20 protein-coding genes are annotated in these 22315 nt (G+C 73.3%); 12 read left to right on the forward strand and 8 right to left on the reverse strand.

Annotated features, from left to right (window positions below; genetic code table 11):
• The first annotated feature begins 249 nt into the window (after positions 1–249).
• The 3 genes from ACQVFL_RS07300 to ACQVFL_RS07310 all read left to right on the forward strand — a co-directional run bounded on the left by ACQVFL_RS07300 (position 250) and on the right by ACQVFL_RS07310 (position 6187).
• Positions 250–1605 carry an aldehyde dehydrogenase family protein gene (locus ACQVFL_RS07300; protein ID WP_431729010.1) on the forward strand — a complete coding sequence of 452 codons (1356 nt, stop codon included), beginning with the start codon at positions 250–252 and terminating at the stop codon, positions 1603–1605.
• Between the two features lie 4 nt (positions 1606–1609).
• Positions 1610–2374: a 3-oxoacyl-ACP reductase gene (locus ACQVFL_RS07305; RefSeq protein WP_431729011.1), complete on the forward strand. Its 765-nt coding sequence runs from the start codon at positions 1610–1612 to the stop codon at positions 2372–2374.
• Positions 2375–2548: 174 nt separating this feature from the next.
• Positions 2549–6187, forward strand: coding sequence for a SpoIIE family protein phosphatase (locus ACQVFL_RS07310; RefSeq protein ID WP_431729012.1), 3639 nt, complete (start codon positions 2549–2551; stop codon positions 6185–6187).
• An 18-nt stretch (positions 6188–6205) separates the two neighbouring features.
• On the opposite strand, the gene ACQVFL_RS07315 is transcribed toward ACQVFL_RS07310, so the two are convergent.
• On the reverse strand, positions 6206–6520 hold the full coding sequence (locus tag ACQVFL_RS07315; protein ID WP_396691682.1) for an STAS domain-containing protein: 315 nt from the start codon (positions 6518–6520) through the stop codon (positions 6206–6208).
• Between the two features lie 94 nt (positions 6521–6614).
• Here ACQVFL_RS07315 and map point away from each other — a divergent pair, with 94 nt between their 5' ends.
• Together map and ACQVFL_RS07325 are read left to right on the forward strand one after the other, a co-directional pair.
• Complete coding sequence (gene map, locus ACQVFL_RS07320; protein ID WP_396691681.1) at positions 6615–7472, forward strand: type I methionyl aminopeptidase; 858 nt, start codon at positions 6615–6617, stop codon at positions 7470–7472.
• Positions 7469–8185 (forward strand): VIT1/CCC1 transporter family protein, encoded by a 717-nt coding sequence (locus tag ACQVFL_RS07325; protein ID WP_396691680.1) that lies wholly within the window; start codon positions 7469–7471, stop codon positions 8183–8185. The genes map and ACQVFL_RS07325 overlap by 4 nt, the downstream gene beginning before the upstream one ends.
• A gap of 12 nt (positions 8186–8197) precedes the next feature.
• Here the strand turns inward: ACQVFL_RS07325 and ACQVFL_RS07330 are convergent, their stop codons facing one another.
• The 7 genes from ACQVFL_RS07330 to ACQVFL_RS07360 form a co-directional block, all read right to left on the reverse strand.
• Positions 8198–8917, reverse strand: a complete 720-nt coding sequence (locus ACQVFL_RS07330; RefSeq protein ID WP_396691679.1) for a nucleotidyltransferase domain-containing protein — start codon at positions 8915–8917, stop codon at positions 8198–8200.
• A 69-nt stretch (positions 8918–8986) separates the two neighbouring features.
• On the reverse strand, positions 8987–9505 hold the full coding sequence (locus tag ACQVFL_RS07335) for a nitroreductase family deazaflavin-dependent oxidoreductase (RefSeq protein ID WP_396691678.1): 519 nt from the start codon (positions 9503–9505) through the stop codon (positions 8987–8989).
• A 65-nt stretch (positions 9506–9570) separates the two neighbouring features.
• Positions 9571–12318, reverse strand: a complete 2748-nt coding sequence (locus ACQVFL_RS07340) for an FtsX-like permease family protein (RefSeq protein ID WP_431729013.1) — start codon at positions 12316–12318, stop codon at positions 9571–9573.
• Positions 12315–13025 carry an ABC transporter ATP-binding protein gene (locus ACQVFL_RS07345; RefSeq protein WP_431729786.1) on the reverse strand — a complete coding sequence of 237 codons (711 nt, stop codon included), beginning with the start codon at positions 13023–13025 and terminating at the stop codon, positions 12315–12317. The genes ACQVFL_RS07340 and ACQVFL_RS07345 overlap by 4 nt, the downstream gene beginning before the upstream one ends.
• Before the next feature lie 92 nt (positions 13026–13117).
• Positions 13118–13699, reverse strand: coding sequence for a PadR family transcriptional regulator (locus ACQVFL_RS07350; protein WP_396691676.1), 582 nt, complete (start codon positions 13697–13699; stop codon positions 13118–13120).
• A gap of 84 nt (positions 13700–13783) precedes the next feature.
• Positions 13784–14245: a ferritin-like domain-containing protein gene (locus ACQVFL_RS07355; protein WP_431729014.1), complete on the reverse strand. Its 462-nt coding sequence runs from the start codon at positions 14243–14245 to the stop codon at positions 13784–13786.
• Positions 14242–14751 (reverse strand): hypothetical protein, encoded by a 510-nt coding sequence (locus ACQVFL_RS07360; RefSeq protein ID WP_396691674.1) that lies wholly within the window; start codon positions 14749–14751, stop codon positions 14242–14244. The genes ACQVFL_RS07355 and ACQVFL_RS07360 overlap by 4 nt, the downstream gene beginning before the upstream one ends.
• Before the next feature lie 174 nt (positions 14752–14925).
• Here ACQVFL_RS07360 and rimP point away from each other — a divergent pair, with 174 nt between their 5' ends.
• The 7 genes from rimP to ACQVFL_RS07395 all read left to right on the forward strand — a co-directional run bounded on the left by rimP (position 14926) and on the right by ACQVFL_RS07395 (position 22260).
• Entirely contained in the window at positions 14926–15579 is a 654-nt protein-coding gene (gene rimP, locus ACQVFL_RS07365) for a ribosome maturation factor RimP (RefSeq protein WP_396691673.1), read from the forward strand.
• Complete coding sequence (gene nusA / locus ACQVFL_RS07370; protein ID WP_431729015.1) at positions 15576–16619, forward strand: transcription termination factor NusA; 1044 nt, start codon at positions 15576–15578, stop codon at positions 16617–16619. The genes rimP and nusA overlap by 4 nt, the downstream gene beginning before the upstream one ends.
• Positions 16620–16668: 49 nt before the next feature.
• Positions 16669–16905: a YlxR family protein gene (locus tag ACQVFL_RS07375; protein ID WP_431729787.1), complete on the forward strand. Its 237-nt coding sequence runs from the start codon at positions 16669–16671 to the stop codon at positions 16903–16905.
• A gap of 153 nt (positions 16906–17058) precedes the next feature.
• Complete coding sequence (infB, locus tag ACQVFL_RS07380; protein WP_396691670.1) at positions 17059–20049, forward strand: translation initiation factor IF-2; 2991 nt, start codon at positions 17059–17061, stop codon at positions 20047–20049.
• A gap of 90 nt (positions 20050–20139) precedes the next feature.
• The gene (locus ACQVFL_RS07385) at positions 20140–20433 is read left to right on the forward strand and encodes a DUF503 domain-containing protein (RefSeq protein WP_396691669.1); all 294 of its coding nucleotides are present in this window, start codon (positions 20140–20142) and stop codon (positions 20431–20433) included.
• 142 nt (positions 20434–20575) lie between these two features.
• Complete coding sequence (gene rbfA / locus ACQVFL_RS07390; RefSeq protein WP_396691668.1) at positions 20576–21070, forward strand: 30S ribosome-binding factor RbfA; 495 nt, start codon at positions 20576–20578, stop codon at positions 21068–21070.
• The gene (locus ACQVFL_RS07395) at positions 21067–22260 is read left to right on the forward strand and encodes a DHH family phosphoesterase (protein WP_431729016.1); all 1194 of its coding nucleotides are present in this window, start codon (positions 21067–21069) and stop codon (positions 22258–22260) included. Before rbfA ends, ACQVFL_RS07395 begins: the two co-directional genes overlap by 4 nt.
• The last annotated feature ends 55 nt before the right edge of the window (positions 22261–22315 follow it).

A 22315-nucleotide genomic window follows, 5' to 3' on the forward strand; every position in this document is an offset into this window, starting at 1 on the left:
CAGACCGTCAGCCTGGGCCTCGGCCTCCCGCTGCCCCCGCTGCTCCCGCTGCCCCGCGCCGATCATGGAGTCGTGGCACCCGACCTGTCCTCTTTCGCGGCTTTCGCTGCCACCACAACTCCATGATCGGCGCGGAGTTCACGGGTGGTGCGGAGTTCACGGGTGGCGTGGGGGCGCGGGTGGCGGGGACGGCGGCGGGGGCGGCGGGGAGCCGTGCCCGCAGACGAGGCGAGGGGAGTGTGGGTGGGCGTGGCTGAGGTGCGGGATCCGGCCAGCGGGAAGCTGCTGCGCGAGGTCGCGGGGGTGTCGGCGGACGAGGTCGACGCGGCGGTGGCGCGGGCGGCGGTGGCGTACGAGCGGTGGCGCCAGGTGGCGCCGGGGGAGCGGGCCCGGCTGTTGCGGCGGTTCGCGGCGGTGGTCGACGCGCACGTGGAGGAGTTGGCCCGGCTGGAGGTCGAGAACGCCGGGCACACCATCGGCAACGCCCGCTGGGAGGCGGGCAACGTGCGCGACGTGCTGGACTACTACGCGGGGGCACCGGAGCGGCTGACCGGACGGCAGATCCCGGTGGCGGGTGGGTTGGACGTCACGTTCCACGAGCCGCTGGGCGTGGTCGGGGTGATCGTGCCGTGGAACTTCCCGATGCCGATCGCCGCCTGGGGACTGGCGCCCGCGCTCGCCGCCGGCAACACGGTGCTGCTGAAACCCGCCGAGCTGACCCCGTTGACTGCGCTGCGCCTCGGCGAGTTGGCCCGGGAGGCGGGGCTGCCCGAGGGCGTGCTCACGGTGCTGCCGGGGCGGGGCGACGTGGTGGGTGAACGCTTCGTCGGGCACCCGGCGGTACGCAAGATCTGCTTCACCGGCTCCACCGAGGTCGGCACCCGGATCATGGCCGGCTGCGCCGCACAGGTGAAGCGACTGACCCTGGAGTTGGGCGGCAAGTCGGCGAACCTCGTCTTCGCCGACGCCGACCTGGAGAAGGCGGCGGCGGCAGCCCCGTCCGGGGTCTTCGACAACGCCGGTCAGGACTGCTGCGCCCGGTCCCGGCTCCTGGTGCAGCGCCCGGTCTACGACCGCTTCCTGGAACTGCTGGAGCCGGCCGTGCGGGCGTTCCGGGTCCGTCACCCGGCCGACGAGGCCGCCGAGATGGGTCCGCTCATCTCCGCCGGGCACCGGGACCGGGTCGCCGGGTACGTCGACGGCGCGCGGGTCGCCTTCACCGGCTCCTGCCCGGACGGCCCCGGCTACTGGTATCCGCCGACGGTGCTGCTCGCCGACTCGCCCGCCGACCGACACTGGCGCGAGGAGGTCTTCGGCCCGGTCGTCTCGGTGCTGCCCTTCGACGACGAGGCGGACGCGATCCGGCTGGCCAACGACACCGAGTACGGCCTGTCCGGCTCGATCTGGACCCGTGACGTGGGCCGGGCGGTGCGGGTGGCGCGGGCGGTGGAGGCGGGCAACCTGAGCGTGAACTCGCACTCGTCGGTGCGGTACTGGACGCCGTTCGGCGGGATGAAACGCTCCGGTCTCGGTCGCGAGTTGGGCCCGGACGCCCTGCACGCGTTCACCGACGTCAAGAACGTCTTCATCGGCACGGAGGAGTGAGGCGATGCAGCGGTTGCAGGACCGGGTGGCCGTGGTGACCGGCGCGGCCAGCGGGATCGGGCTGGCCACCGTCCGGCGGTTGGCCGCCGAGGGGGCGCGGGTGGTCTGCGTCGATGTCGACACCGAGGGGGGTCCCCGGGCCGCCGAGGAGGTCGACGGGACCTTCGTCGCCGTGGACGTGACCGACGAGGCCGCCGTCCGTGACCTCTTCGACGGGGTGGTCGAGCGGTACGGGCGGGTGGACGTCTCGTTCCACAACGCCGGCATCTCACCGCCGGACGACGACTCCATCCTGGAGACCGGGCTGGACGCCTGGGAGCGGGTGCTGCGGGTGAACACCACCAGCGTCTACCTGTGCTGCAAGTACGTCATCCCGCACATGCGCCGGCAGGGCCGGGGATCCATCATCAACACCGCCTCGTTCGTGGCACTGATGGGTGCGGCGACGTCGCAGATCGCGTACACCGCGAGCAAGGGCGGGGTGCTGGCGCTGAGTAGGGAGCTGGGCGTGCAGTTCGCGCGCGAGGGCATCCGGGTCAACGCCCTCTGCCCCGGCCCGGTGGCCACGCCGCTGCTGCGGGAGCTGTTCGCCGCCGATCCGGAGCGGGCGGCCCGCCGGTTGGTGCACGTGCCGATGGGGCGGTTCGGCGAACCGACCGAGATCGCCGCTGCGGTGGCGTTCCTGGCCAGTGACGACTCGTCGTTCATGACCGCCGCGCAGTTCGTGGTCGACGGCGGGATCACCGGTGCCTATGTGACACCACTGTGATGTAGCCGACACTTCCGGTCATCGGTCGGGCGATTCGTATCGGTTGATCGACAACTGTCGTGGGCTAATCAGCGTCGCGATCGACTGATGCGTTACGTTCCTGGTTCGGCGGGGTAGAAGTCCGGTCACGGCAGCGATGATCAGGGCACGTCGCGAACAGGCCGGGGAGGCTGCATGAACTCGGCCCAGGGGGGCGTGGACGGGGGTGACCCGTCGGCGACACACGGTGTGGTACCACCGCTGCTCGCGGCGGCGTTCGCGGCCGGTGGCGAGATGGGCACTCTGCTGCGTGACCGCGACTGGTCGGCGAGTCCGCTCGGCGCGCCGGAGCAGTGGCCCACCGCGTTGGGCAACGCGGTGAGCACGATGCTCGCCTCGAAGGCGCAGATCGTCGTCTTCTGGGGTGACGAGCAGCACGCCTTCTACAACGACGCCTACCGGCCGACGATCGGAGACAAGCATCCGGCGGTCCTCGGGCAGCCGGCCCGCGACCACTGGATCGAGACCTGGGACGTGCTCGGGCCGCTGCTCACCGGCGTGGTGCGGACCGGCGACTCGTACCAGGCGCGGGACCACCACTTCCTGCTCGACCGGCACGGCTTCGTGGAGGACGTCTACTTCGACGTCTCGTACGACCCGATCCGGGACACCGACGGCTCGATCGGTGGGGTGCTCTGCATCTGTAGCGAGACCACCGGTCGGGTGCTGGGCGAGCGGCGGCTGCGTACGCTCGCCGAACTCGGCTCCGAGTTGGCCGAGGTGAGCAGCAGCGCGGAACTCGGCCGGGTGGCCGCGGCGGTGCTCGACCGGCACCGGCAGGACGTACCGTTCGGGCTGCTCTACCTGTACGGACCCGACGGCGGCCTGCGGCTGGCCGGCACGAGCGGCCCGGTGACCGGTGTCGAACAGCTTGCCGCCGGGGCGGCCGGTGCTGCCGCCGAGGGCGGCACGGTGCCCACCGTCGACCTGTTCGGCGAGGTGCCGGCCGACGCCGCCGACGAGGCGCTGCTGCTGCCGATCACCGCCACCGCGGAACAGGCCGGCGTGCTGGTGCTGGGGGTGGCCCGCCGGTTGCCGCTCTCCGACGACTACCGCACCTTCCTCGAACTGGTCGCCGCGCAGATCTCCCGGGCCGTCGGCAAGCAGCGCGCGTACGAGCAGGAGCAGGCACGCGCCGCCGAACTGGCCGCCCTGGACCTGGCCAAGACCAACTTCTTCGCCAACGTCAGCCACGAGTTCCGTACCCCGCTGACCCTGGTGCTCGGCCCGCTGGAGGACCTGCTCGCCGACCCGGGCCTGCCGGAGACGTACACCGCGCAGTTGACGATGATGCACCGCAACGCGCTGCGGCTGCTCAAGCTGGTCAACACGGTGCTCGACTTCTCCCGGCTGGAGTCCGGGCGGCTGGCCGCGCACTACGAGCCGGTCGATCTGGCCGACTACACCGCCCGGCTGGCCAGCACGTTCCGCTCGGCCACCGACCGCGCCGGGTTGCGGCTGACGGTGGACTGCCCGCCGCTGCCCGAGCCGGTCTACGTCGACCAGGAGCTGTGGGAGAAGATCGTCCTCAATCTGCTCTCCAACGCGGTGAAGTTCACCCTCGACGGGGAGATCCGCATCGAGGTGCGGGCGGTCGACGGCGTGGCCCGCCTGGAGGTCGCCGACACCGGCGTGGGCATCGTCGCCGAGGAACTGTCGCACGTCTTCGAGCGGTTCCACCGGGCACCGGGGGTGCCCTCGCGTAGCCACGAGGGCACCGGGATCGGCCTGGCGCTGGTCCGGGAGTTGGTCGAGATGCACGGCGGTCAGGTCAGCGCGACCAGTCGGGTCGACGAGGGCAGCCGCTTCGTGGTCACCGTCCCGTTCGGCTCCGCGCACCTGCCGACGGACCGGGTGGCCGAGACCTGCACCGAGCGCGAGCCGGTGCAGAGCGCACTCTTCGTCGCCGAGGCCGAGCGCTGGAGCGACGACCGGGCCGACGTGGGCGAGGTCCGTGGCCCACGCGCGGCGGCGGGCCGGATCCTGGTCGTCGACGACAATCGGGACCTGCGTGACCACGTCACCAGGCTGCTGGCGCCGACCTGGGAGGTGCGCACCGCCACCGACGGCGTGGACGCGCTGCGGCTGGCCACCGACACCGACTTCGACCTGGTCCTGACCGACGTGATGATGCCGCGACTGGACGGCTTCGGCCTGGTCGCCGCGCTGCGCTCCGACCCGCGCACCCGGTACGTGCCGATCGTGCTGCTCTCCGCCCGCGCCGGCTCGGCCGAGGAGGTGGCCGGCCTGGCGGTGGGCGCCGACGACTACCTGACCAAACCCTTCTCCGGGCAGGAGCTGGTCGCCCGGGTGCGGGCCAACGTCGAACTCGGCCAACTGCGCGGCCAGCTCATCCGGCGGTTGGCCGCACTCGCCGACGCGGCCGTGGCGGTGAACACCGCGCGCTCCACCGACGAGGTGCTCCAGGTCGCGGCACGGCACGCGTTGAGTCTCGCCGAGGCGGTCCGGGTGTCCGTCACCGCCGGAGACGCCCGGTTCGAGGCCGACGGCGGCGGCACCAGCGCCGCCGATCCCGCCTTCGTCCTGCCGCTGACCGGGGTGGGCGGCAAGCACCTCGGTGAACTGCGGGTGTGGCGGGCGGTGGCCGAGGCGGCCGGCACGGACGAGGCCGCGTTGACCCAGCTCGCCCGGCTGGTCGGCGTACGCCTGGAGAACGCCCAGCTCTACGAGGTCGAGCACCGCATCGCCACCACCCTGCAACACAGCCTGCTGCCGCGTACCCTGCCCCAGTTGCCGGGTGCGGTGGTGGCCAGCCGCTACCTGCCGGGCAGCGACGACGTCGAGGTGGGCGGCGACTGGTACGACGTGGTGACCCGCGAGGACGACGAGATGGTCCTGGTCATCGGGGACGTGGTCGGCAAGGGGGTGCCGGCCGCGGCGGCGATGGGGCAGTTGCGCAACGCGCTGCGCGCGTACGTGTTGGAGGGGTTCGACCCGGGGGAGTCGTTGACCCGGCTGAACCGGTTGGTCGGCTCGACCGGGTCGCGCTCCTTCGCCACGGTCTTCTGTCTGTGGTTCAGCCCCCGTACCGGTCGGCTGCGGTACGCCAGCGCCGGGCATCCGTCCCCGCTGCTGATCCGAGGAGGCGACGTGGCGTTCCTGCACGACCGGGCGCTGGGCCCACCCGTCGGCGCGATTCCGGGGACGGAGTACGAGACGGTCACCGGCGAGCTGTCCGCCGGCGACCGGCTGCTGCTCTACACCGACGGTCTGGTCGAGGACCGGCACGTCGACATCGACGAGGCGCTGGAACAGCTCCGGGCCGACGCGGCCCGGCCGGGGGAGCACGTGGTGGACCTGGTCGACGCGGTGGTGCAGCGGGTGGTCGACCGGCCCCGCCGCGACGACGTGGCGGTGCTCGCGCTGGAGGCCGCCGAACTCGACCGGTTCGCGCTGCGGCTGCCCGCCGACCCGACCCGGCTCAGTGTGCTGCGCAAGCGGCTGGAGGACTTCCTGGTCGCGCACGGGGTGAACGAGACCGACCTGTTCGACCTGACGGTGGCGGTCTCCGAGGCGGCGGCGAACGCCATCGAGCACCCGGTGGATCCGGTGGAGCCGACGATCGGTGTCGAGGTGACCGTGGAGGGCCGGACGGTGACCGCGACCGTACGCGACACCGGACGTTGGCGGGAGTCGACCGGGTCGGGCTTCCGGGGCCGGGGACTCTCCCTGATCGAGGCACTCGGGGAGCTGTCGGTCAGCCGTACCCCGGAGGGCACGGAGGTGACGCTGCGTCGGGAACTCGGTGCCTGAGCCGTCCGGCGCGGCGGGTCAGACCGGCCGCAGCCAGTGCTGCCCGCCCAGACCGGCGATGTGCAGCACGCGGCTGACCTGTCGGGACGGCAACACCGTCAGGGTGTCCGGATAGTGACCGGCGAGCCGCACCACCGCGTGGATCGCCGCCGAGTCGAAGAAGGTCACCGCGCGCAGGTCGAGGGTCAGCCGGGTGGCTGGCTCGCGCAGCGCGGTCTGCGTCATGGTGTCCGCGGTCGCCATGTCGACCTCGCCGGTGACCACCACGCGGAGGTGATCACCGTCGATCTCCGCGCTGGCGGAGAAGACGGGCGGTGCTCCCCCTTGATCCACGCTGACACCTTGACACAGCAGTTGTGGTAGGGCAACAACCGTGGGCCACCGACGGTGACGGGGGCCACCCGGGGCGCGGCGATAGGCTTGCCGCATGACCGTCCGTGCGCCGTTGACCCCAGGCACGCTCTCCCCGTGGCGGCCGGTGCCCGCCCACATCGTCCGACCCGAGTACGTCGGCAAGAAGTCGCCCCGGCCGTGGCAGGGGTCGCACGTGCAGACGCCGGAGACGATCGAGAAGATGCGGGTCGCCGGGCGGCTCGCCGCGCAGGCCACCCAGCTCGCCGGTGAGCACTGCAAGCCCGGTGTGACCACCGACGAGATCGACCGGGTGGTGCACGAGTTCCTGGTCGACCACGGGGCGTACCCGTCGACGCTGGGGTACAAGGGCTTCCCGAAGTCCTGCTGCACCAGCCTCAACGAGGTGATCTGCCACGGCATCCCGGACTCCACGGTGCTGGCCGACGGCGACATCATCAACGTGGACGTGACCGCGTACATCGGTGGGGTGCACGGCGACACCGACGCCACCTTCTGCGTCGGCGAGGTCGACGAGGAGGTCCGGCTGCTGGTCGAGCGGACCCACGCGGCGATGACGCGGGGCATCAAGGCCGTCGCGCCGGGCCGGCAGATCAACGTCATCGGGCGGGTCATCGAGTCGTACGCGAAGCGGTTCGGCTACGGCGTGGTCCGCGACTTCACCGGTCACGGCATCGGCGAGGCGTTCCACAGCGGTCTCTACGTGCCGCACTACGACAGCCCACGGCCCACCGACGTGATGGAGCCGGGCATGACGTTCACCATCGAGCCCATGATCACCCTCGGCACCCACCAGTACGACATGTGGGAGGACGGCTGGACGGTGGTCACCAAGGACCGGAAGTGGACCGCCCAGTTCGAACACACCGTGCTGGTGACCGAGGACGGGTACGAGATCCTGACGCTGCCGTGACCGACACTCCTGCGGCACTGCGGGAACACCACCACGCGGACGTCTCGGGCGGGTGGCTGCGACCCGCCGTCTTCGGCGCGATGGACGGGCTGGTGACCAACATCGCCCTGATCGCGGGTGTCGGCGGTGGCGGCGTCTCGCCGCAGGCCATCGTGCTGACCGGCACCGCCGGTCTGGTCGCCGGCGCGATCTCGATGGCGCTCGGCGAGTACACCAGCGTCCGCTCGGCCAACGAGCAGATCGCCGCCGAGGTGGCCAAGGAACGGCGCGAGCTGGAACGCCACCCCGAGGAGGAGGCCCGGGAACTCGCCGAGATGTGGATGGCGCGGGGGTTGCCCGAGGACCTCGCCGTGCAGGTGGCCGAGGCGGTCCGCCAACACCCGGAGCAGGCGTTGCGGATGCACGTCCAGGAGGAGTTGGGTGTCAACCCGGACGAGCAGCCCAACCCGTGGGCGGCGGCGTTGTCGTCGTTCCTCTGCTTCTCGGTCGGCGCGCTGGTGCCGCTGTTGCCGTACCTGCTCGGCGCGACCAGCCTGACGCTGGCCCTGGCGGTGGGCGGGATCGGGCTCTTCGTGGCCGGCGCGATCGTCTCCCGGTTCACCAACCGGCGTTGGTGGACCGGCGGAATGCGGCAGTTGCTCCTCGGTGCCGCCGCGGCGGCGGCCACCTACCTGGTCGGTGCGCTCATCGGCGTGCAGGGCGGCCTGGGCTGAGCCGACGCGCGGTCACCCACTGAGCAGGTCGTCGACGGTCCCGTCGACCGGGCGCCCCCGGGCGGTCAGCTCCGCCGACTGACGGGCCAGCACCGCGCCCACCTCGGTCATGTCCGCCCCGGCCAGCCCGGTCCGCCGGACCGCGTCGCCGGGGTCGCGGAAGTAGGTGCGGCTGAGCAGCCCGTTGACGGTCGCGGCGGCCAGCCGCGCCTCGCCGAGCATCAGCAGGGCCTGGTCCGTCTCGTACCACTCGGCCAGCCGGGCCGCCCGCGCGTGCGCGGCGCTGCCCCGGTACCACGCCCGGCGGGCGGCGCCGCTGAACTCGGCCGGACGGGCCCGGGCCAGCCGCCCGAGATGTTCGTCGCGCTGGGTACGCAGCCATCCGGTCGGGTCGTGCAGCGCCCGCGTCGTGACGTACCGGTCGGCGGTCAGCGGCCATCGCGAGGTGAGCTGCCGGGCCTGACGCAGGCGCTCCTCGGCGGAGGCCACGGTCAGGTCGACGAGCACCCCGTCGACCCGCCGGGTGGCCGAGGGCGGCCCGGCACCGGGCCGGTAGGTGACCACCAGCAGCCCGACCTCGCCGTCCCCACCGCCGTCGTCGTCGCCGTGCGCGAGCGGTCCGTGCACCGCGACGGCGAGCACGTCGGCGGGGAACCGTCGGCGGACCGCCTCGGCGACCCGATCGGCCACCTGCCACCGGGGATCGTCCCGGTGTTCCGGGACACCGTCCACACCGACCACCCCACGATCGCGCCACCGTGCGGACCGTCGCGGGCAGCGACGGCCCGGTCACCGCACACCCTAGTGCGGCGGGGGCGGCCCGTCCGGCGCGTCCGTGCCGTCGGGCGTGCCGGAGACCGTCGGCACCAACCGGAAGACCCGGATCTCCCGGTCACCGGCCCGGCGCACGTACGCCTCGTACGCGGGCCAGGCGTCGACCAGCAGCCGCCACAGGCGTTCGCGTTCGGCACCGGTCGCGGGCGTACCGCGTACCGCGATGCGGCGCCCGGCGACGTCCACTTCGGCGCGCGGCTCGGCGAGCAGGTTCACCGACCAGGCGGGCTGCTGGGTCTGGCCCCAGTTGGAGCCGACCACCACGAACCCGTCGCCGTCCGGCACATAGAGCAACGGGTTGCTGCGCGGCTTGCCGGAGCGGCGGCCGGTGGTGGTGATGACCAGGGACGGCACCAGCCCGAGCGCGACCACCCGGCCCTTGGTCAGCCGACCGACCGCCCGGTCCAGCGGCACCAGCAGCCGGGCGGTGGCACCGAACCAGGGGTGGTGACCGATCCGCCGGGTCACGTCTCGCAGTACGGACATCGGGACATTCTGCATCCACCGGCGTCGGTACGACAACGCTCGCCGACCGTCCCGCCGACGTCCCGTCAGTCCAGGCGGCGCTCCACCGGCAGCCGGGACCGGGTCAGCAGCGCCGCCCCGGCCATCGCCACCAGCGGCACCACCACCAGCACGCCGAGCGTGATCCAGGGCACCACCAGTGGGTACGGCGACTCCACCGGCCACCCCTCGGTCAGCCGTCGGTTGGTGAAGGTCAGGATGATCGCCGCCGAGCCGAGCCCGGCGACGATGCCCAGCAACGAGCCGAGTCCGGCGATCACCCCGGCCTGGCAGAGCGACAGCAGCCTTCGCACGCCCGGACCGGCACCGACCGACGCGAGGGTGGACAGGTCGGCCCGCCCCTCGGCGGCGGCGAGTCCGGTGGCGATCCCGGCGGCCCCCACGGTCACCAGCGCCGAGACTCCGGCCAGCAGGAGCAGGAGCGGCTCGGTGCTGCCGAAGCCCCTGCCGACCTCGAACTGTGCGCCGACCGGACCGAGGGACTCCAACGCGTCGACGAACCGGTCGCGTTGCCGCTGCCCCGGCGGCTCGTCGGCGGCGACCGCCCAACCGACCTGCCGGACGGCGAGGCCGAGGCGGTCGGCCGCGGCGGGCGAGAGCAGCAACCAGGGTGGTCGCAGGTCGCTCCCCGTGGCGTACCCGGGCACGGTCGCGGTGGCCGCGTCCACCACCCGGTCGTCGTCCGGTTCGACCCGCAGGTGCAGGCGGCCGTCGGCGAGGTAGCGCGGGTCGGTCACCACCGCGCCACCCGCGCGCAGGACGGCCGTGGCGTCGGCGACCTCGGCCGGCGTCGCGCCGGTGAGCATCGGCAGCGCCGCGCCGTCGTCGACCGCCACCTGGAAGTAGCCGTCGAGGTGGTCCTCCGACGGCCTCTGACAGCGCTGGTCGGCCCGGGCCCGCCGCTGCTCGGCCTCGCTCATCGCGTCGTAGGGGCGCCACGGGCAGACCTGGTCCGGCGGCGGCACCGCGCTCACCAGGCAGGCGTCGAAGACCGGCCGGCAGCCGGCCTCGACCAGCGGGGCGACCGTCGCGGCACCGAGATGGTTTTGGGCGGCAGCGGTGACGGCGGCCCGGCCGAGTGGACCGTCGGCCGCCGGGTCGTCGGCGGTGACCAGCACCGTCCGGTCCGGCAGCAGCGGCCGGTACCGCCCGTCGGAGCGGATGTCGTCACTGGCCAGGAAGGCACCCAGGGCGACGCTGCCGGCGACCGCCGCCATCACCGCCGAGATGGCCGGCGCGGTCGAGGAACGGTTGCGACTGGCGTCGCGTACCGCGATCCGGGGCGCCAGCGGGAGGAACCGGCCGAGCCGGGCCAGCAGCCCGACCAGCGTCGGCGTGGCGAAGACCAGCCCGAGTTCGCCGAGCACCAGCCCGGCGAGGATGACCGACGAACGGACCATCGCCGCACCGATCCCGGCGATGACCAGCCCGGTGGCAGCCAGCAGCACCCCGAGCGCCAGCCAGAGCCGCCGGTGGGTGGGTGCGCCGCGTCGGCCGGCGAGCCCGGCGACCACGTCCTGCCGGGCGGCGGTCCAGGCCGGCGCGAGCGCGGCCAGCACCCCGGCGAGTACGGCGACCAGTGCGATCACGCCCAGCGCCGCCGGCCAGACGCGGTACCCGGCGAAGCGGTGCTGGAAGACGAACTCCTCGACCAGCGGGCGGGCGGCGAACGCGGAGAGCACGCCGAGCGCCACCCCGACGGCGGCACCGAGGCACCCCAGCAGCACGCCGTCGGCGAGCACCACGCGGCGGAGCTGGGCCGCGTCGCCGCCGGCCACGGCGACCAACGCCAGTTCCCGCCGCCGTCGCCGGACCCCCACCGCGAAGGCCGGGCCGACCAGCAGGACCACCTCCAGCAGTCCCAGTCCGCCGATGAGCATCCCGGTGCCGATCGCCTCCGCGCCCAGACTGTTGCCGAGCGGACGGACCGCCTCCACCGGGCTCGACGGAGCGGAGACGCGGGCACCGACCACCACTCCGTTGCGGTTGAGGTGGCGGAACAGGTCCTCGGTGACCGGCCCGGGCAGGTCGACCAGGAACACGGTGTCGTGGTGCAGCGAGCCCGACGGTTCCCCGGCGGGACGGAGGAACGCCATCGGCTCCAGTGACTCCGGGAGTTCGACCACACCGACGACGGTCCGGCTCCCGGTGCCGTCCCCGGCGCTGAGCACGCCCCCGACGTCGACGCCGAGGGTGCGCCGGGCGGCCCGGTTCAGCGCGACCTCGTCGGCGGTGGCCGGCACCCGGCCCTCGTGGACCCGGACGAGACCGGCGGCGAGCGGATCGGTCAGGTCGACCTCGGTGGCGGGTACGTCGTCGCGGATCCGGGTGCCGTCCCGTACCGGCATCGGCACCCCGCGGTGTACCGGGAGGGCCCGGCTGCCCTCCGGGAGCAACCGGAGGACGTCGTCCACGGTGACCGTCTCGGGGATCCGGTCGTCCGGCGCGTCCCATCCGCTGCCGTCGGCGTTCTGGGCGAGCTGCCCCGTACTGACCACCCGCAGTTCCGCGTCGGCGTCGCCGAGCCGCTGGTCCATCTTCTCGGCGGGATCGAGCTGGGCCATGTCCGCGCTGACCGCGATGAACGACAGGGCCAGTACGGGCAGGACGATCATCGCCAGCACCAGGGCGGTACGTCCACGGGCCCGCGTCGCCTCGCGACGGGCGATCCGCAGCGCGGCGCGCCACGACCCGAACGTCTCCGCCAGCCGGCTCCGGCGGGGCTGACCGGGTGGGAGTTCGTGCGACGGCCGCGACTGGGGGAGCAGGCTCACCGGGAGCTGCCGGAGAGCAGTGCGTCGATGCCGACCAGCGGGGCGGTCGAGTCGACCTCCACGCCGTCGCGCAGGAACACCACCCGGTCCGCCCAGGCGGCGTGCCGTGCCTCGTGGGTGACCAGCACCCCGGCCGCTCCGCCGTCGACCCGGCGGCGCAGCAGCCGCAGGACGGCCTCACCGGTCTGCGAGTCCAACGCCCCGGTCGGCTCGTCGGCCAGCACCAGACGCCGTTCGCCGACCAGTGCCCGGGCGATCGCCACGCGCTGCTGCTGGCCGCCGGAGAGCTGGTCGGGGAACCGGTCGCCGAGTTCGGCGAGACCCACCTCGGTCAGCGCGTCGAGCGCCAGCCGACGGGCCCGCCGTACGCCCGCGCCGTCGAGTTCGAGGGGGAGGGCGACGTTCTCGGCGGCGGTCAGGCTGCCGATGAGATTGAGGTTCTGGAAGATGTAGCCGATCCGGCGACGACGCAGCCGGGCCAGGCCACGCCGGTCCAGGGCGTGCAGCGGCTGTCCCTCGACGAGCACGTGGCCCTCGGTCGGGCTGTCCAGCCCACCGGCCAGGGTCAGCAGGGTGGACTTGCCGGAGCCGGAGGGACCCATCACGGCGACCAGCTCGCCGGGGCGGACGACCAGGCTCACCCCGCGCAGGGCGTGCACCGCGGCCGGGCCGCTGCCGTGGGTGCGGTGCACGCCCCGCAGCTCCAGTACCGCCTCCGGATCTGCCCCGGTGCCGTCGTCCGGTCGGCCGGGTGTGGTGGCGGTGTCGCGGGTCGCCGACGTGGGCCGGTCGTCCGCGCTCACCGCCAGGCCTCCTCAGCACTGCGGCCCGCCGCCTCGGGCAGTGGCGTCGGGCCGGCGGCTGGGGGGCGATGCCGCACCAGGCTGCTTTCGCAGTGGTCGAGCCAGCGCACCTCCGCCTCGGCCTGGAAGACCATCGCGTCGAGCACCAGCCGCCACGGCAGGTCCTCGGGCCGGTCGCTGGAGTACTTCAGCCGGGTCAGTTCCTGGAGAGTCCGCATCGTCGCGGTGCGCTGGGTCTGCACCACGGCACGGACGTCCACCCCCGGTGTGGTCAGCGCCAACGCCAGCTTGATCGCCAGTTCGTCACGGGGTCGGTCGTTGCGACTGATCGGGGTGGCGAACCACAGCGTCAGGTCCGCCCGCCCGGCTTCGGTGATCTCGTACGGCCGCTGCCCGGCCTCGCTCTCCGGCAAAGACCGCACCAGCCCGTCCCGCTCCAGCCGGGACAGGGTGGTGTAGACCTGCCCGATGTTGAGCGGCCAGGTGGAGCCGGTCGACTCCTCGAAGGCGGCCCGGAGCTGGTAGCCGTACATCTGGCCGCGTTCGAGCAGGGCGAGCAGGCCGTGACGGATGGACATGGAACCGGAGTATGCATACCTGGTATGCCATCCGCAACCGGTGCGGACCGTGACGCTGCCTACCCATCGACGGGCATGTCCACCTCAGGCGGGTCGACCCGGGAACGGCACGGTCAGCGGGGTGGTGCCGGCGCTGCGTCGCCACCGCGTCGCCCGGACCGCGTACTCGATCAGGGCGGCCAGGGCGCGCTCCCGCTCGGCGCCGGTGCTGACCGGCAGTGCCGCCCGCCAGAACGCCGCGGTCCGTTCCTCCACCTCGATCGCGAGCCGCAGCGCGCTGGCCCGGTCGGTGACCGGGTAGGGCAGGGCGTAGCCGGCCCGATCCGGCGGCACGGTCCCGCCACCGGTGCTGATCTGCATCACCAGCGCGTCCCGTCGGCCCCGGTGGGCCGCCTCCGCGTCGGCGGCGGCCTTCCGATCGTCGCCGGTGAGGCGTACCCCGATCGGGCCGTAGGCCCAGATGGCCGCGTATTCGGCGGTCAGCGCCCCGGCGAGCGCCTCATCCGGCCCGGCCGGCGCACCGCGCCCGGTGGTCCATCCGCTCATCGCAACGCCTCCAGGTGGCTGGCGCGGGCGGCGGCGACCGAGCCCAGCACCGCGGCCCGCTCGGCCGGCGCGGCGGCGCAGGCGGCCTTGGCCGACTCCCGGCCGGAGCGTTCGGCCTGGCGCAGCGCGGCCAGCGCGGCGGCCGGTTCGCCCGGCGGGACGGCGGGGGACCAGGACGCCCCGGTCGGTACGGCCGAGCCGGACGGCGTCGCGGCACCGGTCAGCCGGGCCAGTTCGGCCGCGTGCGCCTCGTGCGACTCGGCGAGTGGGACGAGCCGGGCGGCCAGGTCGGGGTGGGCGGTGGCGGCGGCGCGCAGCCCCGCGGCCAGACTCCACGCCTCGTCGACCAGCGGATCCAGCGGATCCGGCTCCGGTGTCCGCTCGTCCCCGCCGAAGAGACCGCAACCGCTCAGCGGCACGGCGGCCCCACCCAGCGCCAGCAGCGCACCGGCCCGCAGAACCGTGCGCCGGGAAAGCTCGGCGGACCCGTCCGGCCGACTCGTCATGCCCATCACCACCGGACAAGTCAACACCATCGGCGTGGGCCGTGTGGCGCGGTGGCGCCGGTGCGCCGCCCGGGCTCTCCTCCGCCGGGCGCGTTACGCTCTGCGCAACCACCGGCGCGCCCGCACCGGTGGCGTACCGGCATGGCGGCCGACGAGCAGTGGAAGGTCCAACAGATGACGCAGCGTGGCCGTGCCACCAGAACGACGGGGCGACCCCGTGGCGGCCAGGCTCCGCGAGGTGGTCCCGCGCCGCGCAGCGCGCCGGGTGGTCGGGGCGACCTGTCCGCCCGCCGCGAGCGGCTGCGCGAGGTGATCGCGCCGGTCGTCGCCGAGGCCGGCTACGACCTGGAGGACCTGGCCGTCTCCCGGGCCGGCCGGCGGCACGTGGTACGCGTGATCGTCGATGCCGACGGCGGCATCAACCTGGACGCGGTCGCCGACGTGTCCCGGGCGGTCTCGGCGGCGCTGGACGCGGCCGAGGAGACCGGCGGCGACATCGTCGCCGGGGAGTACCAACTGGAGGTCAGCTCGCCGGGGGTGGACCGGCCGCTGACCCTGCCCCGACACTGGCGGCGCAACGTGGGCCGGTTGGTCCGGGTGACCGTGCGCGGCGGCGGGACGGCCGGCGACCGGCAGGTCACCGGGCGGGTGGTCGAGGCCGACGACGAGCGCGTGGTGCTGGAGACCGACGCCGAGCGCGCCGGGTGGGCGTACCCCGAGTTGGGACCGGGCCGGGTGCAGGTCGAGTTCAGCCGCCTCGACGAACTGGCCGAATCAGAAGACCTCGACGACGATGACGACGACGATGTGGAGGACGAGGAGAGGTGAACATAGACCTCGCGGCGCTGCGCGCACTCGAGCGCGAGCGGGAGATCCCGTTCGACACGATCCTCGCGGCGATCGAGACCGCGCTGCTGACCGCGTACCGGCACACCGAGGGTGCGCAGCCGCACGCCCGGGTGGAGATCGACCGCAAGACCGGCGTGGCCCTGGTCTACGCCCAGGAACTGGGCGACGAGGGCACGGTGGATCGGGAGTGGGACGACACTCCGCACGACTTCGGGCGGATCGCCGCCATGACCGCCAAGCAGGTCATCCTCCAGCGGTTGCGGGAGGCCACCGACGAGGTGCACTTCGGCGAGTACGCCGGCCGCGACGGTGACCTGGTGACCGGTGTGGTGCAGGCGCACGAGGCCCGGGCCGAGAAGGGCATCGTCACGGTCGACCTGGGCAAGCTGGAGGGGGTGCTGCCCCAGTCCGAGCAGGTGCCCGGGGAGCGGTACACCCACGGCGAGCGGATCCGCTGCGTGGTGGTGCACGTGGCCAAGGGGATGCGCGGGCCGCAGATCACGCTCTCGCGTACCCACCCGAACCTGGTGAAGAAGCTCTTCGCCCTGGAGGTGCCGGAGATCGCCGACGGTACGGTCGAGATCAGCGCGATCGCGCGTGAGGCCGGTCACCGTACGAAGATCGCGGTGCGGTCCACCGTCGCCGGGGTCAACGCCAAGGGCGCCTGTATCGGGCCGATGGGCCAGCGGGTCCGGGCGGTGATGAGCGAGCTGCACGGCGAGAAGATCGACATCATCGACTGGTCCGACGACCCGGCCACCTTCGTCGGTAACGCGTTGTCACCCGCCAAGGCCCTGCGGGTCGAGGTGGTGGACCTGGCCGCTCGGGCGGCCCGGGTGACCGTGCCGGACTTCCAGCTCTCCCTGGCGATCGGGCGGGAAGGGCAGAATGCCCGACTTGCTGCCCGGCTGACCGGTTGGCGGATCGACATCCGGTCCGACGCGGAACAGTCCGGCTCCGGCGGTCGGCCCGGGGCCGATCAGGTCCGGGAGCCAGGCGGAGCGGTCTCGGGTAGCTAGGGGTAGACTCTTTCCAGTGGCACGACGCGCGCTGCCGGAGCGCACCTGTGTGGGTTGCCGGCGGCGAGCACCGGCCAGTGAACTACTGCGGATCGTCGCGGTCGGCAACGAGGCTGGGTTCAGCCTTCGACCCGATCCGGCCCGCAGGATGCCGGGTCGGGGAGCGAACATGCACCCAGATCCGGCCTGCTTCGCGCAGGCAGTGCGGCGTCGCGCCTTCGGGCGCGCGCTGCGCCTCGCCGGGGTTCCGGATGACGGCACCCTCGCGGAGTACCTGACGCGTTAACCACCACGTCCGGTCATCCGACCGGGTGTGGCCGCTAGCAAGGTAGGACGACCGACATGAGCACACGATGAAGTCCCAGAAATGACCAGGCTTCAAGTGCACGAGTGAGGTCGCTGCGGGTGCTGCCCGCACGACCTCGGAGTGAGGAGTGCAGTGGCAGGCAAGGCCCGCGTACACGAGCTTGCGAAAGAGCTCGGGGTCGAAAGCAAGACCGTTCTCGCCAAGCTGAAGGAAATGGGCGAGTTCGTCAAGTCCGCGTCCAGCACCGTCGAGGCGCCCGTCGCCCGGCGACTGCGTAACGCGTTCGTCGCCTCCGGCGGCTCTGGTGCCCCGGCGGCTGCGCCGTCGGCCGCACCGGCTCCGGCGGCAGCACCCACCCCGCCGTCGACCCCCGGCGAGCCCCGGGTGACCGCCAAGCCGACGCCGCCACGGCGTCCGGCGATGCCCGGGCCGAAGCCGAAGGCACCGGTTCCCGGCCCTCCGCCGTCGGCGACCCCGGTCGCCAAGCCGGCGAGTGCCCACGACATCGAGGTGGCCGCCGCCGAGGCGCGCGCCGCCGCGCTGAAGGCCGAGCAGGAGGCCGCGGTCAAGGCCGCGCAGGCCGCCCGCCAGCAGCAGCGCGAGAACGTCCGCCGGGAGCCTCCGGCCGACGGTGGCGCTCGTCCGGGTCCGCGGCCCGGTCCCGGCACCATGCCGCCCCGCCCGGGTTCCCCGGCCGCGGGTCGTCCCGGTGGCCCGAACCCCGGCCCGGGTGGCCGGCAGGGTCGCCCGCCGGCGCGCGGCGCCGGTAACAACCCCTTCGGTATCCAGGGCAGCCAGCAGCAGCGGCCTCCGGCCGCCGGTGCCGGTGGTCCGCGGCCCAGCCCGGCCTCGATGCCGCCGCGGCCGAGTCCCGCCTCGATGCCGCCGCGGCCCAGCCCGGCCTCCATGCCGAGCCAGCGTCCCGGTCGTCCGGGTGGCCCGGGTGCCGGTCGCCCCGGTGGCGGCGGTGCCGGTCGTCCGGGTGGCGGCGGTGGCGGCGGTTACCGTGGCGGCCCCGGTGGTGGCGGCGGTGGCGGTGGCTACCGTGGCGGCCCCGGTGGTGGCGGCGGTGGCGGCGGTTACCGTGGCGGCCCCGGTGGTGGCGGCGGTGCCGGTGCTGGTGGCGGCTTCCGTCCGGGCGGTCCGGCCGGTGGCGGCGGTCGTCCGGGTGGCGGCGGCCGTGGCCGTGGCGGCGGTGCCGCCGGTGCCTTCGGGCGTCCGGGTGGCAAGCCGACCCGTGGTCGCAAGTCCAAGAAGCAGCGCAGACAGGAGTTCGACAACCTGTCGGCCCCGACCATGAGCTCGGGTGCTCCCCGGGGTCAGGGGCAGACGGTCCGGCTCTCCCGTGGCGCCTCGCTGTCGGACTTCGCCGACAAGATCAACGCCAACCCGGGTTCGCTGGTCCAGGAGATGTTCAACCTGGGCGAGATGGTCACCGCGACCCAGTCGTGCTCCGACGACACCCTGCTGCTGCTGGGTGAGCACCTCGGCTTCAACGTGCAGATCGTCAGCCCGGAGGACGAGGACCGCGAGCTGCTTGCGCAGTTCAACATCGACCTCGACGCGGAGGTCGCGGAGGACCGCCTGGTCAGCCGTGCGCCGGTGGTGACCGTCATGGGTCACGTCGACCACGGTAAGACCAAGCTGCTCGATGCGATCCGCAAGGCGAACGTGGTGGCCGGCGAGGCCGGTGGCATCACCCAGCACATCGGCGCCTACCAGGTCCACGTCCCGCACGACGGCGAGGACCGGGCGGTCACCTTCATCGACACCCCGGGTCACGAGGCGTTCACCGCCATGCGTGCCCGTGGTGCCCAGGTCACCGACATCGTGATCCTGGTGGTGGCGGCCGACGACGGTGTGATGCCGCAGACCATCGAGGCGCTCAACCACGCCAAGGCGGCGGACGTGCCGATCGTGGTCGCGGTCAACAAGGTCGACAAGCCGGAGGCCAACCCGGACAAGGTCCGCCAGCAGTTGACCGAGTACGGCCTGGTCGCCGAGGAGTACGGCGGCGAGACCATGTTCGTCAACGTGGCCGCGAAGCCCGGCATCGGCATCGACGAACTCCTTGAGGCCGTGCTGCTCACCGCCGACGCGTCGCTGGAGCTGACCGCTCCGACCGACGGGCCGGCGCAGGGTGTGGCCATCGAGGCGCACCTGGACAAGGGCCGTGGTGCGGTGGCGACGGTGCTGGTGCAGAAGGGCACCCTGCGGGCGGGCGACTCGATCGTCGCCGGTGGGGCGCACGGCCGGGTCCGGGCGATGCTCGACGAGAACGGCAACCAGGTCACCGAGGCCGGCCCGGCGCGTCCGGTCATGGTCCTCGGTCTGACCGCGGTGCCCGGCGCCGGTGACACCTTCCTCGCCGCGGCGGACGACCGCACGGTGCGGCAGATCGCCGAGCAGCGTCAGGCGCGGCGGCGGGCGGCGGCGTTCGCCAACTCCCGTGGCCGGGCCACCCTCGAGACGCTCATGGAGCAGCTCAAGGAGGGCGAGAAGACGTCGCTCAACCTCATCCTCAAGGGCGATGTCTCCGGTTCGGTGGAGGCCCTGGAGGACGCGCTGTTCAACCTCGACATCCCCGAGGAAGTCCAGCTCAAGGTCCTCGACCGGGGCGTCGGCGCGATCACCGAGAGCAACGTCATGCTCGCGAGCGCCTCGTCCGAGCCGGTCACGATCATCGGCTTCAACGTGCGGGCCTCGAACAAGGTCCGCGAGATGGCCGACCGCGAGGGCGTGGAGATCCGGTACTACACCGTCATCTACCAGGCCATCGAGGAGATCGAGGCGGCGCTCAAGGGCCTGCTCAAGCCGGAGTACGAGGAGGTTGAGCTGGGCAGCGCGGAGATCCGCGAGGTCTTCCGCTCGTCCAAGATCGGCAACATCTCCGGTTGCATCGTCCGGTCGGGCATCATCCGACGCAACGCGAAGGCGCGCCTGCTGCGCGACGGCACGGTCGTGGCGGACAACATCACGATCAGCTCGCTCAAGCGCTTCAAGGACGACGCGACCGAGGTCCGCGAGGGCTTCGAGTGTGGTCTGACGCTGTCCGGTTACAACAACGTGCAGCCGGGCGACATCATCGAGACCTTCGAGATGCGGGAGAAGGTTCGCGCCTGATCCGGTAGTGACGCACTGATCGAGGGGTTTACGCCGGATGGCGTAAACCCCTTGATCATGCGGGGTGGGGTGCGGGTAGTGTCCGCAGCGATGTTCACCGCAACCGCAGTGTTCGACCTGCTGCTGCCGGGCGACTCCCGGTCGCTGAAGGCGAAGAGATCGTATGTTCGGCCGATCGTGGCGGCGCTGCGCCGCTTCGAGGTGTCGGCCGCCGAGGTGGGTGCGCTCGACCTGCACGGGCGAGCCGAGATAGGAGTGGCGGTCGTGGCCGCGGAGGCGGCGCACGCCCGTGAGGTGCTCGACTCGTGCGAGCGCCTGGTGGCCGGTCGACCGGAGGTCGAGTTGCTGTCGGTACGCCGCCGGCTGCACGGCGCGGACGAGTGATCGGCGGCGGGTGCGGTCACCCGCCGCCCCGCGCACCGGAGCACGTGGCGCGGGTAGGGTTTCCAGTGTTGGGGTCGGTGCGGGCTCCGGTGACGGCGTCGCCGGTCCCGGCCGGCAGCGGGACGCCGTGGAGGTGGCGGAGATGACGGATCCGGCCAAGGTACGTCGGCACGCGGAGCGGGTGCGGGAACTGGTCGCGTCGGTGGTGCGGAGCCAGATCAAGGACCCGCGGCTCGGCATGATCACTATCACCGACGCCCGGATAACCGCAGACCTGCGCGACGCCACGGTCTTCTACACCGTGCTCGGTGACGCCGCGGCGCAGGCGGGCACCGCCGCCGCGCTGGACAGCGCCAAGGGCATGCTGCGCAGCACCGTCGGCAAGGCGCTCGGGCTGCGTCACTCGCCGACGTTGACCTTCGTCCTGGACGACGTACAGGACCAGGTGAAGCACATCGACGACCTGCTCGCGGCGGCCCGGACCGCCGACGCGGAGGTGCAGCGCCTCGCCGCCAAGGCCGAGTACGCGGGTGAGTCCCAGCCGTACCGGCTGGAAGACGAGGAGGACGAGCCCGAGGCCGAGAACGGCACCGGCACCACCGACACGGACGAGACCCGGAGCGGGGAGCGGCGATGACCGCCCCCTCCGGCGGTGCGCTGACCGAGTCGGGCCCGGGCGCGGCGCTGCCGGGCCCGGCCCGCCCCGGCGCGGCCGAGGGGGCGGCGGGTGCCGCCGCCCCGGACGCGGCGACCACCGGAGGCACGACGGGTACGGCGACGTCGCCGGACCCGGGCGGGTCCGCGCCGAGCGAGACCGACTGGGTCGACGCGGTGGCGGCGGTCCGCCGGGTGGTCCCCGACGGCCGGGTGCTGCTGATCTGCCATGTCAACCCGGACGGCGACGCGCTGGGCACCATGCTCGGCTTCGGGCTCGGGCTGCGGCAACTCGGCGTACGCCGGTTGCAGGCGACCTTCCCGGGGCCGCCGGAGGTGCCGGAACCCTTCCGTGGTCTGCCCGGACTGGAGCTGCTGGTGCCGGCGACCGAGGCCGACCCGGAGCCGGACCTGGTGATCTGCTTCGACGCGGCCAGCGAAACGCGCCTCGGTGACCTGGCCGACCGGCTGGCCGGGCCGGGCACCGCGCTGGTGCTCGACCACCACGCCTCCAACGCCGGTTTCGGCGACGTCAACCTGGTCGACCCGGCGGCAGCGGCCACCTCGGTGGTCGCGGAGGAGTTGCTGGCCCGACTCGGGGTGCCGCTGGACGCGGGCATCGCCGAGTGCCTGTACGTGGCGTTGAGCACCGACACCGGTTCGTTCCGGTTCGACGCGACCACGCCGGCCGTGCACGAGATGGCGGCCCGTCTGCTGGCCACCGGCATCCGGCCGGGGGAGATCTCCCGGCGGGTGTTCGACAGCCGGCCGTTCGGCGCGGTACGCCTCTTCGGCGAGGTGCTCGGCCGCGCCCGGTTGGAGCCCGAGGCGGCGGCCGGGCACGGCCTGGTCTGGACGTACGCGACCCTGGACGACCTGGCCCGGCACGACCAGCGGCCGTACGTCCTGGAGGCGCTGATCGACCCGGTGCGCTGCACCGCCGAGGCCGACGTGAGCTGCGTGGTGAAGCAGACCGGGCCGCAGGAGTGGGCGGTGTCGCTGCGCAGCAAGGGCGCGGTGGACGTGAGTCGGGTGGCGGTCGCGCTGGGCGGCGGCGGGCATCGACTCGCCGCCGGGTTCACCGGCCGGGGCAGCGTGGACGAGGTGGTCGACCGGGTACGCGCCGAGTTGGTGGTGCCCGGGCCGGGAAGCGGTGTCGACCCCGAGGGGTGATTTCAGGGCCGGCTCGGGGGAGTGTTGCCATACCGCCGCCGGGAGATGACGGGGA

Source organism: Verrucosispora sp. TAA-831 (assembly GCF_050780145.1).
GTDB lineage: Bacteria > Actinomycetota > Actinomycetes > Mycobacteriales > Micromonosporaceae > Micromonospora.

What these genes read in the sequence shown, in the direction of transcription:
- ACQVFL_RS07305 (WP_431729011.1), top strand. Translation starts at nt 1,610, where the DNA reads ATGCAGCGGTTGCAGGACCGGGTGGCCGTGGTGACCGGCGCGGCCAGC.
- ACQVFL_RS07350 (WP_396691676.1), bottom strand. Translation starts at nt 13,699, where the DNA reads ATGTCCATCCGTCACGGCCTGCTCGCCCTGCTCGAACGCGGCCAGATG.
- map (WP_396691681.1), top strand. Translation starts at nt 6,615, where the DNA reads ATGACCGTCCGTGCGCCGTTGACCCCAGGCACGCTCTCCCCGTGGCGG.
- rbfA (WP_396691668.1), top strand. Translation starts at nt 20,576, where the DNA reads ATGACGGATCCGGCCAAGGTACGTCGGCACGCGGAGCGGGTGCGGGAA.
- ACQVFL_RS07355 (WP_431729014.1), bottom strand. Translation starts at nt 14,245, where the DNA reads ATGAGCGGATGGACCACCGGGCGCGGTGCGCCGGCCGGGCCGGATGAG.
- ACQVFL_RS07360 (WP_396691674.1), bottom strand. Translation starts at nt 14,751, where the DNA reads ATGACGAGTCGGCCGGACGGGTCCGCCGAGCTTTCCCGGCGCACGGTT.
- ACQVFL_RS07310 (WP_431729012.1), top strand. Translation starts at nt 2,549, where the DNA reads ATGAACTCGGCCCAGGGGGGCGTGGACGGGGGTGACCCGTCGGCGACA.
- rimP (WP_396691673.1), top strand. Translation starts at nt 14,926, where the DNA reads ATGACGCAGCGTGGCCGTGCCACCAGAACGACGGGGCGACCCCGTGGC.
- ACQVFL_RS07385 (WP_396691669.1), top strand. Translation starts at nt 20,140, where the DNA reads ATGTTCACCGCAACCGCAGTGTTCGACCTGCTGCTGCCGGGCGACTCC.
- ACQVFL_RS07395 (WP_431729016.1), top strand. Translation starts at nt 21,067, where the DNA reads ATGACCGCCCCCTCCGGCGGTGCGCTGACCGAGTCGGGCCCGGGCGCG.
- ACQVFL_RS07335 (WP_396691678.1), bottom strand. Translation starts at nt 9,505, where the DNA reads ATGTCCGTACTGCGAGACGTGACCCGGCGGATCGGTCACCACCCCTGG.